This is a genomic window from Ideonella sp., from assembly GCF_041914305.1.
Taxonomy (GTDB): Bacteria; Pseudomonadota; Gammaproteobacteria; order Burkholderiales; family Burkholderiaceae_C; genus Ideonella.
Map to the genome: position 1 here is coordinate 131075 of NZ_JAYSDQ010000009.1, position 12440 is coordinate 143514.

Genomic DNA, 12440 nt, shown 5'->3' on the forward strand with positions numbered 1-12440 from the left:
ATGACCCGGCCTGCGCGGCAGCCCCCCCTGTTTCGGCGCATGGCCGGCATGGGGGTGTTGTTGTCGGGGCTGTGGCTGGGGCTGCCGTTCGGGCCCGCGGCGACCGCGCTGGCGGCCGAGCCCGAAGCGATCGAGCGGCTCGAGCGCGAGAGCCGCGCCAAGCCCGAGGTGATCGCCGACGAGCTGGAGCGGATGCTGGCCAATGGCCCGATCGAGGGCATCGCGCGGCTGGACGCCGAACAACTGCTGGGCATGCTGCGCGCCTATGTGCACCAGCCGGGCGCGGCCGAGACCGTGGCCCAGGCGCTGGTCAAGCCGGGCACGCCGGCCTACGCCCGGCTGCCTGCCGACCAGCTCAACGCGGCGGCGGTGTGCATTCGGGCGGCGATCGCACTGCAGGACGGGGGCTCGCTGACGCGTGCCGACACGCAGTGGTCCGAGGTCGAGAACTCGCTGCGTGCGATCCCGTCGGTGCGGCTGCGCATGCGCTGCCTGTCCACCGCGGCCGGGATCAAGCAGCGCATCGGCCACATCGACGAGGCGGTGCGCCTGTCGCAGGAGGTGATCCGCCTGGCCGATGAGGGTGGCATGGCGTGGCGGCGCAGTGCCTACCGCTCGTCGCTGGCCTACACGCTGTACCGCGGCGGCCAGCTCGAACACGCCACCCGGCTCAACGAAGAGGCCAAGAAGATCGCCACCGAAGCGCAGGACTGGATGGCGATGACCGAGGCCATGATGACCGAGAGCATCCTGCTCACCGACAGCGGCCACCCGGCCGAAGAGCTGGCGGCGCTGACCGGCACGATCGAATACGCCCGCAAGGCCGGCGCCGCGCGCGACGAGGCGTTGGGCCTGGCCAATCTGTCCGACTACTACCTGCACGCGGCCGAGTACCAGCGCGCCTACGACATCGCGCAGCGCGCGGTGCCGCTGGCCCGCACGCTGCACGACGTGTCGACCGAGAACCTGGCCCTGCTGAACAGCGGCCTCGCGCTGATCTCGATGAAGCGCAAGGACGAAGGCCTGGCGATGATCCGGCCGCTGCTCGAGATCGACCGTGCGGCCAACGACATCGCCAGCCTGGCCGAATCGACCAGCGACGTGGCGACCTACCTCGAGAAAGCCGGCTACCTGGCCGAGGCCTATGCGGCCTACCAGTCGCTGCGCGGGCTGTCGAACGAGTTGGCCCGGCGCGACCAGCAAGAGGCGGTGCTCGAGCTGCAGGAGAGCTTCGATGCCCAGCAGCGCAAGCGCGAGCTGGCCTTGCTGAACGAAGACAACGCGCTGAAGGAAGAACAGCTGCGCGGCCGCGAGCTGGAGTACAAGATCTGGGCGCTGACTGCCGGCATCGTGCTGTCGTTGCTGGCGCTGGCCGCGCGCATGTACGGTGGCCTGCGGGCCACGCAGCAGGCGCTGCGCCTGCGCAACGCGCAGCTTCGCCGCCACAGCCTGCAAGACCCGCTGACCGGCCTGGCCAACCGGCGCCAGTTCCACGAGATCACCAGCGGCGACGGAAGCGGCGGCCCCGCGCGCGGCACGATGTACCTGCTGGACCTGGACCACTTCAAGAGCATCAACGACCACCACGGCCACGCCGCCGGCGACGCGGTGCTGGTCGAGACCGCGCGGCGGCTGCGCGCGGTGCTGCGCGAGGAAGACCTGGTCGTGCGCTGGGGCGGCGAAGAGTTCCTGGTGCTGGTGCAGGCGATGACGCACGAGCGTGTCGAGCCGCTGGCGCAGCGGCTGCTGAACGCGGTGGCGAGCATGCCGGTGATCGTGGGCGACAAGCGGGTCAGCGTGACCACCTCGCTCGGTTTTGCCGAGTTTCCGCTCGACCCGCACCGCCTGGACATCCCCTGGGACCTGGCGGTCGACATCGTCGACAACGCGATGTACGTGGCCAAGACCCTGGGCCGCAACCGCGCGTGTGGCGTCAGTCAGGTGCCGGCCGTCACGCTGGCCGAGGTCGATACCGTGGTGCAAGACCTGGAGCAATCGTGGCGCGAAGGCCGCGTGCAGTTGACGGTGCTTGAAGGCCCCGCGGCGGAGGCCCACTCGTGAGCCGGTTGCAGGCCTGCCTGATCGTGGCCGCACTGGCCTGGCCAGTGGCGGGCTGGCCGGCCGCGAACGCGTCGATGGTGGCCGCGCCGCAGGCCGGCACGTCGCGCGCTGGCTCGAACGCGCCTGCTGCCGATCCGCTGGCGGCGTGGCGTGGGCTCGAAAAGCTAGACGGCGCCATTGCGCTGGCCGAGTTGAACGACCTCGCCAGCCGCTGGGCGGCCGAGGGTTTCGACGAACCCGATGTGGTGCTGGACCGGCTCGAAGAGCTGCAACAAGGCCTGGCGGCGGCGCCGTCGCTGGCCTGGGCGCGGGTGGTCGAGCGCACGCGGGGCCTGGTGGCCGCGCGCGCCGGGCGCGAGGCCGTGGCCCAGGAGGCCGCGGGCCGCTTGTCGCAGATGGCCGATCGCGACCCGGTGGCGGCGGCCGATGCGGCGATGGTGCGGGCCATGCTCGACGACCAGCTGTGGCGCACTGAGTCGGCCACCGGCCACGCGCTCGAGGCCGATGCCGCCTATGCGCGCTTTTGTGCCGGTGGGGTGCAGCGCAGCAACAGCTGCGACCACCGCGGCTGGTGGCAGGTGGTGCGGCTGTTGACGCTGCGGGCCGACCGCCAGGGCAACCGGCTCGAAGCTGCACGCCTGCAGCAACGCGCCAACGAGCTCGCGGCGCAGGTCAACGACGACGCGCTGCTGGCCTGGGGGCTGTCGGCGCAGGCGGTGCTGAGCCACTACCTGAACGATGCCGAGAAGTCGCGCCGCGAGATGGCGCAGGCCGAGCGTCATGCCAAGAAAGACCCGACCGGGCGCGCGATGATCCGGGTGCTGATGAACACCGCGGTGCTGGCCTCGGCCCGCAACGACCACGCCGGCTCGCAGCCGGCGCTCGAAGAGGCGGTGCGCATCGCCCGCAACGTGGGCTCGGTGCGCCTGGAGGCGCAGATCCTGGGCTCGCTGAGCGACGAATTCCTGCGCGCCGGGCGGGCCCGCGAGGCCTTGGCCGCGGTGGAGCGGGCCTTGCCGGTGATGCGTCGCTTCAACGACCGGCGCAACCTGCCGGTGATGCTGCACAACGGCGGGCTGGCGCGGATACGGCTGGGCCAGCTGGCGCAGGGCAAGGCCGACCTCGAAGCCGCCCTGCAGCTGTGGGAGCAGGCCAACGCGCGTGCTCGCATCGAGGCCGCGCTGAACGAATCGGCCGATGCCTTGGCGGCGGTGGGTGACGTGAAGGCAGCGCTGGAGCATTTCCACCGCGCGACCCGGCTGCGCGAGCAGATCGACAACGACACCCGCGACGCCGTGCTCGGCCAGCTGAAGGAGCGGTTTCGCACTGAGGCCGGCCAGCGCGACCTGGAGCTGGCCGAGCGCGAAAACAGCCTGAAGACGGCGCGGCTGGAGAACCAGTCGCTGATGCAGCGGGTGTGGATGCTCGCGTCTGTGGCGCTGGCGCTGGCCGCCGGTGTGTTGGTGGTGCAGCTGCGCCGCACGCGGCACGCCAACCTGCAGCTGCGTCGCAGCGAGGCCTTGCTGAAGGTGCAGAGCGAGCGCGACCCGCTGACCGGCCTGGCCAACCGCCGGCATTTCCGCGAAGCGCTGGCCGCGCGCCAGGACGACGAGGGCGACGGTTTCGTCGGCGGCCTGATCCTGCTCGACGTGGACCACTTCAAGCGCATCAACGACGAGCATGGCCACGCGGTGGGCGATGCGGTGCTGGTCGAGGTGGCGCAGCGCCTGGCCGCCTGCGTGCGTGCCGGCGACGTGGCCTGCCGCTGGGGCGGCGAAGAGTTCTTGCTGCACACCCCGGCCCTGCGTGGCGAGGCGCTCGAGACGCTGGCGCTGCGGGTGCTGGGCGAGATCGGCAACCGGCCGTTCAAGCTGCCCGACGGGCGCGAGATCTCGGTCACGATGTCGATGGCCTACGCCGGCTTCCCGCTGCCGCCGCACGGCACCACGCTGCCGTGGGAGCAGGCCGTCAACCTGGTCGACATGGGCCTCTACAGCGCGAAGGCGATGGGCCGCGACCGGGCGGTGGGCCTGAATGGCACCGATGCCACCTCGACCGATGCGCTGGTGCGCGCCGCCGACGACTTCGAGCGTGCGCGCCAGGACGGCCGCCTGACGGTGAAGGTGACGCCGCGCAGCGCGGCCTGATCAAGGGGGGCCCGGCGCTCAGGGCTCGCCGAAGCAGTCGCGGAAGCTGAAGTACAGCGAGACGTAGAAGACGGCGGTCAGCACCAGGCCGACCGGCATCGCCAGCAGGCTGGTGGCGGCCGGGCCGAGCACCGCGGCGATGACGCTGGTCAGCGTGCCGGCCAGCCCCAGCACCGCCAGCCAGCCGATGCCGAAGACCAGGAAGGCGCCGCGCGCGCGCCAGAGCGCGAGCGTGCTCGAGAACAAGGCCTGGGCGACACCCTGCTGGGCCCAGAACACCAGCGCCGGCGCGAACCAGAACGGGATGCTCAGCAAGGTGCTCAGCCCGAAGCGCCACAGCGCGCCCGCCGAGGCGCCCGGTGCATTGCCCAGGCGTGCCAGCTCGTCTGGCGGGGTGTTGCCCTTGGCCAAGGCCGTCAACCAGGCATCGAACGCGCCGCCGTCGACCCACTCGCACCACCACAACGCCATCGCGGTCAGCACCGCATAGGCGACCAGCAAGACCAGCAAGGGCGCGCGCCGGTCAGGCTCGCGCTGCTGCCACGGCAGCAGGAAGACGCCGGCATGCACCGGCCGCTCGCGCAGCGAGGCGTGGGTGGCCATCATGAAGCCCAGGCTCAGCAGCGGCACCGACAGCATCAGCAGCACACCGCCGATCCACGGCAGCAGCATCGTCAGCAGCACGGCGAACAGGAACGCCATGAACAGCCCGATGTAGGCCAGCGGATGGCGGAAGTATTCGCCGAAGCCTTGTTTGACCCATCGCCAACCTGCGGCGGCCGGCACGTCTTGCAGTTTCAATCCCATCGGTGGTTCAGGCGCCGGGGTGCCAGGGGTTGGCCACGCAGTCGCGCAGCACGCGCTCGAAGTGGCGCGGGTCCTTGGGGGTCAACAGGGCGGCGTCGCGTGGCGCGTGCCAGTCGGCCAGGCGCGACAGCCAGAAGCGCAGGGCGGCGGCGCGGCGCATGGCCGGCAGCGTGCGCCATTCGACGCCGGTGGGTTCGCGCTCGGCGCGGTAGCCGGCGATCAGCGCGTTGGCGCGTGTCTCGTCGAGGTGGCCCGAGTCGTCGTCGATGCACCAGTCGTTGATCGCCACGCCCAGGTCGAAGGCAAAGCTGTCGACGCCGGCGAAGTAGAAGTCGAACACGCCGCACAGGCGCTCGCGGCCGGGCAGGCCCTCGAAGAGCGCGTTGTCGCGGAACAGGTCGGCATGCACCGCGCCGTGCGGCAGCTGGGCGTAGGTGGGCGAGGCGGCCAGGTGCAGCTGGTAGGCCAGTTCGTCGTCGAGCAGGGCGGCGCTGTCGGCGCCCAGGTGCGGGCGCACGGCCGGTGCGGTGGCCTGCCACCAGGCCAGGCCGCGCAGGTTGGGCTGGTAGGGCGCGAAGTCGGCCACCGCCTTGTGCATGCGCGCGAGGGTGGCGCCGACTTGGTCGGCGTGGTGCACATCGGGCGCATCGACCGGCGCGCCGGGCAGCCGGTTCACCACCGCCGCCGGCTTGCCGGCCACCTGGTGGCACAGCGCGCCGCTGCCATCGGCGTGCGGCTCGGGCACCGGCAGGCCGTGCCGTGCCAGGTGCTGCATCAGCTGCAGGTAGAACGGCAGCTGCTCGGCCGACAGGCGCTCGAACAGCGTCAGCACCCAGTCGCCGGCGTCCGTCGACAGGAAGTAGTTGGTGTTTTCAATGCCGCTGCCAATGGGCTGCAGCGACTGCACGGTGCCCAGTTGCAGCTGCGTGGACAGTGCCTGGGCCTGGCCCAGGCTCACTTCGGTGTAGACCGCCATGACTTGCCGGTGAAGCGCCGCGCAAGCACGGCGCGGCGGTGTATCAGAAGGTGATGGACAGCCAGACGCGCTGGCCCGCCTTGGGGTCGTCCGCCGGCGCGCGGCCGGGTTCGGGCGATGCGATCTCGTAGGGGCCGACCCCGCGGATCTTGGGCTGCACCGTCAGGCGCTTGGTCTGGCCGCGGACCCGCAATTCCTCGATGCGGATCTTGTCGTCTTCGGTGACTTGCTGCAGCACCTGAGGCTCGGGCGGCGTGCGCGGCGCGGCCTCTTCAGCCCGCACGGCGGCGGTGGCCAGCAGCAGCAGTGTCAGCGGGGCAGGCCAGAGCGTTTTCATGCGCCGGATTCTATGCCCCCGTCCCCGGCGGGCCTTGTCGGACGCGGCCTGCTCCCCGCGTCAGCCAGGTGACGTGGCGCGGAGGCGAGGTAACAAGTAACAAAATCTCCGGACTGGTCCCGTTGCGCATTGAGAAAAGCGAGCAGCAAATGGAACGAACGGTCGTGCGATTTCGGGGCGTTCGATCGTGAATCCACTGCTCCCCGGAACGGAGACTTTCACATGCCGAAATTTTTTGGGCGGCGCCTTGCTGCCCTGGTTGTGTGCGTGCCGTTGTTTTCCACCTATGCAGAAGCAGCGCCCAGCTGCCGAGCGCCCACCCCGGCCGAAGCGGCCGTGTACACCACGCCCTTGTTGATGCCGGGCGTGATCTCACCCAAGGACGGGACCTGTTTCCTGAACAACTTCACCGTGGCCACAAGCGACGGCGTGAGGTTGACCGCGAATGTCTTCCTGCCCCCTGGGGCCAACAGTGGAAGCAAGTTCCCTGCCGTCGTCTACCCCGCCAGCTGGGCGGCCGCCGATTTCTTCGAATACCTGGGTGAGCAGCAGCGCATGGCCCAGAACGGCTATGTGGCGCTGGCCTACACCGCGCGGGGGTTCTATGGCTCCGAAGGCGTGGTCGGCGTGGCCGGTGCGCAGGATGCGTACGACTTCAGCAGCGTGCTGGACTGGTTGGTGGCCAACACCGCGGCCGACGTGAACCGCATCGGTGCAGCCGGGATCTCCTACGGTGCCGGGCTGTCCGTGCTCGGTGCGGCGGGCGACAGCCGTGTGAAGGCCGTGGCCTCGATGTCGGGCTGGTCGAACCTGATCGACCAGATGTACGGCAACTCGGTGCCGAACCCGACGTGGCTGTCGATCCTGACGCTGTCGGGCACCTTCACCGGCAACATGGACCCGATCATCTACGAGTACGACGCAGCCATCCGCGACCCCGATGTCTCGCCGGCCAAGATCGCAGAGATCACGGCCTGGGGGGTGGTCCGATCGCCGCTCAACGCGGTCGACGCGTTGAACGCCCGCAAGGTGCCGGTGCTGATCAGCAAGAACTACCAGGACGACATGTTTTCGCCGAACTCCACGCTGCTGATGTACACGCGGCTGACCGGCCCGAAGAAGCTGCTGCTGCAGCCCGGCATCCACGCATCGGCCGAGCTGGCCGGGGCCACGCTGGGCGTCGACAACCCGGTGTTCGACCAGGTGCACCGCTGGATGGACCGCTGGCTGAAGGGCGTCCAGAACGGCGTGGACACCGAGCCGAAGGTGAACATGCAGCTCAAGTTCGGCGGCAACCGCGAAACGCTGAGCAACTGGCCGGCGCCTGAGCTGCGCAGCAACACCTACTACCTGGGCCCGCGGGGCGCGCTGCGCTGGGACTTCGGCTGCTTCTGCTGGAAGGGCGTGACCGGCACGCTCGGCACGTCGCCCAACCGCCAGAGCTATGGTGACCAGATCGACAGCCTGCTCGACACGACCGCGACCACCGGCCTGATCCCGATCCTGTCGCCGATCATGGAAAGCGCCGGCCTGCCGGTCATCAACCACATGGCCACGATCCTGGCGGGCAACGGCATCCGCTACGAGGGTGATGCGCTGAACGCGCCTGTCAAGCTGCGCGGCTCGCCCAAGCTGCAGATCCGCGCCAAGCCGAACCTCAAGCGCGGCATGCTGGTGGCGTACCTGTACGACGTCGACTGGGCGGGCTTCGGCACGCTGGTCACCCACGGCGCACGGGCGGTGCATTGGGCCACGCCCGGTGTAGTGACCGACTTCTCGTTCGACATGAACGCGATCGCCTACGACGTGCCGGCCGGCCACCACCTGGCGCTGGTGTTCGACACCGCCGACAGCCTGTACGGCGCGCCGGTGCATTTCGGCGAGATGTTCCGCATGTCGATGGCGTTCGATGGCAACAGCCAGATGACGATGACTTTGCCGGTGCGCTGAGCGGATGGCCCGCCCCAGGGTTGCGTGCGCGCTGCCCTGGGGTTGCGCATGGCGTGGCCAGCGAACGGCCGCTGCGAAGCGGCCGCGCGCCCCCTCGGGGGGCGGGGTGGCGTACTCGCCACTCCGGGGGCTGCACAATCTCGCGCATGAGTGAAAACAACACCCTGCTGCTCGTCGACGGCAGCAGCTACCTGTACCGCGCCTACCACGCCTTGCCCGATCTGCGTGGCCCGGGCGGTGTGCCCACCGGGGCGATCCACGGCATGGTGGCGATGATGAAGCGTCTGCGTGAGCAGGTGCCCTCCGAACATGCCGTCTGCGTGTTCGATGCCCCCGGCAAGACCTTTCGCGACGAGTGGTACCCCGAGTACAAGGCCCACCGCGCGCCGATGCCGGACGACCTGCGCAAGCAGATCGAGCCGATCCACAAGGTGGTCAAGCTGCTCGGCTGGCCGGTGCTGATGGTGCCCGGCATCGAGGCCGACGACGCGATCGGCACCTTGGCCTGCATCGGCGCCCAATCGGGGCATTCGGTGGTTGTATCAACTGGTGACAAGGATTTGGCCCAGTTGGTCAATGACCGGGTCACGCTGATCAACACGATGAGCAACGAGACGCTCGACATCGAGGGCGTCAAGGCCAAGTTCGGCGTGCCGCCGGACCGCATCATCGACTACCTCACGCTGATCGGCGACACGGTCGACAACGTGCCCGGGGTCGAGAAGGTGGGGCCGAAGACGGCCGCGAAGTGGATCGCCGACCACGGCTCGCTCGACGGCGTGATCGCCGCCGCGGCGAGCATCAAGGGCGTGGCGGGCGAGAACCTGCGCAAGGCGCTGGACTGGCTGCCGCAGGGGCGCCGGTTGATCACCGTGGTGACCGACTGCGACCTGACCGGCCACGTGAGCGGCTGGCCGGCGCTGGACGCGTTGGCCCTGAAGCCCGTCGACAGCGAAGGCCTGCTGGCCTTCTACGAGCGTTTCGGTTTCAAGACCTTCCGCAAGGAGCTGGAAGCCACCATGGCCGGCGGCAGCGCGCCGGCGGATGCCGGGCTGGCGGGGGCCGCGAACGGCGCGCCCACCGACGCGTCGGTGACCCGCGCTGCCAACGCGCTGACGCTGCCGCCGCTGGCACTGGCCCGCGAGTACGAGTGCGTCACCAGCCGCGAGCGCCTGCACGCCTGGCTCGACGTGCTGCGCGCCGCATCGCTGACCGCGATCGACACCGAGACCGATTCGCTCGACCCGATGCGCGCCCGCATCGTCGGCGTCTCGTTCGCCATCGAGCCCGGCCGTGCCGCCTATGTGCCGCTGGCGCACGACTACCCTGGCGCGCCGGACCAGTTGCCGCTCGACGAAGTGCTGGCGCTGATGAAGCCCTGGCTCGAAGACGCCACGGCGGCCAAGGTCGGCCAGAACATCAAGTACGACCAGCACGTGTTCGCCAACCACGGCATCGAGGTGCGCGGCTACGCCCATGACACCCTGCTGCAGAGTTATGTGCTGGAAGCGCACCTGAAACACAGCCTGGAAAGCCTGGCCGAGCGTCACCTGGGCCGGCAAGGCCTGAGCTACGAGCAGGTCTGCGGCAAGGGCGCGAACCAGATCCCGTTCTCGCAGGTCGACCTGGCGCAGGCCACCACCTACAGCGGCGAAGACAGCGAGATGACGCTGCAGGTGCACCAGACGCTTTGGCCGCAGATCGAGGCCGAGAAGGGCATGCGCGAGGTCTACGAGCGCATCGAGATGCCGGTCTCGACGATTCTCGAGCGGGTCGAGCGCCATGGCGTGCTGATCGATTCGGCGCTGCTGGCCACGCAAAGCCGTGAGCTGGCCGAGCGCATGCTGGCGCTCGAGCGCGGGGCCTACGAGCTGGCCGGCCAACCCTTCAACCTGGGCTCGCCCAAGCAGATCGGCGAGATCCTCTTCGGCCGGCTCGGCCTGCCGGTGAAAAAGAAGACCGCCAGCGGCGCGCCGAGCACCGACGAAGACGTGCTGCAGGAGCTGGCCGCCGACTACCCGCTGCCGGCCAAGCTGCTGGAGCACCGTAGCCTAAGCAAGCTGAAAGGCACCTACACCGACAAGCTGCCGCTGATGGTGAACCCCAGCACCGGCCGCGTGCACACCAACTATGCGCAGGCGGTGGCGGTGACCGGGCGCCTGTCGAGCAACGACCCGAACCTGCAGAACATCCCCATCCGCACGCCCGAAGGCCGGCGCGTGCGCGAGGCCTTCATCGCGCCGCCGGGCCACAAGATCGTCAGCGCCGACTACTCGCAGATCGAGCTGCGCATCATGGCCCACATCAGCGGCGACCCGGGCTTGACCAAGGCCTTCGCCGAAGGCATGGACGTGCACCGCGCCACCGCGAGCGAGGTGTTCGGCATCGCGCCCGACACGGTCACCTCTGAACAGCGGCGTTATGCCAAGACCATCAACTTCGGCCTGATCTACGGCATGGGCGCCTTCGGCCTGGCGCAAAGCCTGGGGATCGACCAGAAGGCCGCGCGCAACTACATCGACCGCTACTTCGACCGCTTCGCCGGCGTGAAGCGCTACATGGACGAGACCAAGTTGCGTGCCGCCGAGCTGGGTTATGTCGAGACGATCTTCGGCCGCCGCATCTACCTGCCCGAGATCCGCGGCGGCAACGGCCCGCGCCGCTCGGGCGCCGAGCGCCAGGCGATCAACGCGCCGATGCAGGGCACGGCCGCCGACCTGATCAAGCTCGCGATGATCGCGGTGCAGGGCGCGCTCGACACCGAGCAGCGCGCCACCCGCATGGTGATGCAGGTTCACGACGAACTGGTGCTCGAAGTGCCCGAGGCCGAGCTCGACTGGGCCAAGGAGGCGGTGCCTCGCCTGATGGCCGGCGTGGCCACGTTCAGCGTGCCGCTGCTGGCCGAGGTGGGGGTCGGGGCGAACTGGGAAGAGGCGCATTAGATGGGACACCCGGTGCCGGGGTACCGGCACTACCTCTCCGAGAGGGTGCGCGGTCGCTCCGGAGCGGCCGAGCGCTGGCCGCGTCGTGAGACACCCGGTGCCGGGGTACCGGCACTACCCTCCGAGAGGGTACGCGGCCGCTCCGGAGGGGCCGAGCGCTGGCCGCGTTGTGAGGCGCTTGGTGCCGGGGTAATCGCCGCCATCCGAACCTCGCTCTCGTGGTTTGCACCACCTTGGTGTTTACAAGCGTGTCGACCCAGGCGCGGAACGTGCATGATGGTTCACGCCCGCAAAGAGGCGCGCACCCATGTCCGACCCCTTCAATATTCTTTGCCTCAGTGCCCAGGCCCCGGATTTGGTGACCTCGGCCTTCGGGCCGTTTGTGGTCCAGGCCTGCGGCAAGCTGGATGAGCTGTCCAACCAGCTGCACCTGCAGCCGTACGACGCGGTGCTGTTCGACCTCAAGTTGACCGGCGGGGCCGATCGCCTGCTGCATTGGGCGGGCCTGCCGCGCGCGGTGCTCGAATCTGCCGTGGTCGTGATCGGGCCCGAGCCGACGCCGGCGGTGTGCCTGCGGCTGCTGCAGGCCGGGGTGCGCGATGTGCTGTCGAGCCGCGAGGCCACGCCCGAGGCGCTGGGCCGCGTGCTGCGGCTGGCGATCGAGCGCAAGCGCATCGACGATTCGGCGCGGCGCGCCTACAGCATCGACCTGACCACCGGTCTGCCCAACCACAACCAGCTGCAAGAGCACATGACCCACCTGCTGGCGCTGCGTGAGCGTGAGCCCGCGGCGATGGCGCTGATCGTGCTGCACCTCGACGGGTTCCGCGCGGTCGAGGCCAGCCTGGGCACCGAGGCCGCCAACGTGCTGCGCCGCAAGGCGGCGGTGCGCCTGCGTGGCTCACTGCGGGCGAGCGACGTGGTCGCCTCGCTCGGGCCGGACATGTTCGCCGTGCTGCTGGCCTGGCTCGACGCCGACGAAGACGCCGACCATGTGGCGCGCAAGCTGCTGGCCGCCGTCAACCAACCGTTCCAGGTGGCCGGGCAGGATGTGCCGGTGGGCGCGCGCCTGGGCGTGAGCCAGTACCCCGCCCACGGCAAAGATGCCGCCACGCTGCTGCGCCACGCCGTGGGCCTGGCCTCGGGCGGCAGCTTCGGCCGGCTGCTCGGGCAGGGCGCGGCGGCGAACGACGAGTCGTGAACTGGTGTCCGACCCGCGT

Annotated in this window: 8 protein-coding genes; 5 read left to right on the forward strand and 3 right to left on the reverse strand. The window is 69.8% G+C overall.

Features of this window, described 5'->3' with window-relative positions:
• The gene (locus ACE3SG_RS13875; RefSeq protein ID WP_374565805.1) at window positions 1-2061 is read left to right on the forward strand and encodes a diguanylate cyclase; all 2061 of its coding nucleotides are present in this window, start codon (window positions 1-3) and stop codon (window positions 2059-2061) included.
• Window positions 2058-4208 (forward strand): diguanylate cyclase domain-containing protein, encoded by a 2151-nt coding sequence (locus tag ACE3SG_RS13880; protein ID WP_374565807.1) that lies wholly within the window; start codon window positions 2058-2060, stop codon window positions 4206-4208. The genes ACE3SG_RS13875 and ACE3SG_RS13880 overlap by 4 nt, the downstream gene beginning before the upstream one ends.
• A gap of 18 nt (window positions 4209-4226) precedes the next feature.
• Here ACE3SG_RS13880 and ACE3SG_RS13885 read toward each other — a convergent pair whose 3' ends face one another.
• Genes ACE3SG_RS13885 through ACE3SG_RS13895 form a run of 3 tightly spaced genes read right to left on the reverse strand, consistent with a single transcriptional unit; the run spans window position 4227 to window position 6328 of the window.
• Window positions 4227-5015: a BPSS1780 family membrane protein gene (locus tag ACE3SG_RS13885; protein ID WP_374565809.1), complete on the reverse strand. Its 789-nt coding sequence runs from the start codon at window positions 5013-5015 to the stop codon at window positions 4227-4229.
• Between the two features lie 7 nt (window positions 5016-5022).
• Window positions 5023-5991, reverse strand: coding sequence for a homoserine kinase (locus ACE3SG_RS13890; RefSeq protein WP_374565811.1), 969 nt, complete (start codon window positions 5989-5991; stop codon window positions 5023-5025).
• Window positions 5992-6034: 43 nt separating this feature from the next.
• Complete coding sequence (locus ACE3SG_RS13895) at window positions 6035-6328, reverse strand: hypothetical protein (RefSeq protein ID WP_374565813.1); 294 nt, start codon at window positions 6326-6328, stop codon at window positions 6035-6037.
• Window positions 6329-6550: 222 nt separating this feature from the next.
• On the opposite strand from ACE3SG_RS13895, the gene ACE3SG_RS13900 reads away from it, so the two are divergent.
• From ACE3SG_RS13900 to ACE3SG_RS13910, 3 genes are all read left to right on the forward strand, one after another.
• Window positions 6551-8278: a CocE/NonD family hydrolase gene (locus ACE3SG_RS13900; RefSeq protein WP_374565815.1), complete on the forward strand. Its 1728-nt coding sequence runs from the start codon at window positions 6551-6553 to the stop codon at window positions 8276-8278.
• 146 nt (window positions 8279-8424) lie between these two features.
• Window positions 8425-11220: a DNA polymerase I gene (polA, locus tag ACE3SG_RS13905; RefSeq protein WP_374565817.1), complete on the forward strand. Its 2796-nt coding sequence runs from the start codon at window positions 8425-8427 to the stop codon at window positions 11218-11220.
• Window positions 11221-11527: 307 nt separating this feature from the next.
• Window positions 11528-12421 carry a diguanylate cyclase domain-containing protein gene (locus tag ACE3SG_RS13910; RefSeq protein ID WP_374565819.1) on the forward strand — a complete coding sequence of 298 codons (894 nt, stop codon included), beginning with the start codon at window positions 11528-11530 and terminating at the stop codon, window positions 12419-12421.
• Window positions 12422-12440 lie beyond the last annotated feature (19 nt).

Coding starts and splice junctions, on each gene's coding strand:
- ACE3SG_RS13900 (WP_374565815.1), top strand. CDS start 6,551: ATGCCGAAATTTTTTGGGCGGCGCCTTGCTGCCCTGGTTGTGTGCGTG.
- ACE3SG_RS13885 (WP_374565809.1), bottom strand. CDS start 5,015: ATGGGATTGAAACTGCAAGACGTGCCGGCCGCCGCAGGTTGGCGATGG.
- ACE3SG_RS13910 (WP_374565819.1), top strand. CDS start 11,528: ATGTCCGACCCCTTCAATATTCTTTGCCTCAGTGCCCAGGCCCCGGAT.
- ACE3SG_RS13875 (WP_374565805.1), top strand. CDS start 1: ATGACCCGGCCTGCGCGGCAGCCCCCCCTGTTTCGGCGCATGGCCGGC.
- polA (WP_374565817.1), top strand. CDS start 8,425: ATGAGTGAAAACAACACCCTGCTGCTCGTCGACGGCAGCAGCTACCTG.
- ACE3SG_RS13895 (WP_374565813.1), bottom strand. CDS start 6,328: ATGAAAACGCTCTGGCCTGCCCCGCTGACACTGCTGCTGCTGGCCACC.
- ACE3SG_RS13890 (WP_374565811.1), bottom strand. CDS start 5,991: ATGGCGGTCTACACCGAAGTGAGCCTGGGCCAGGCCCAGGCACTGTCC.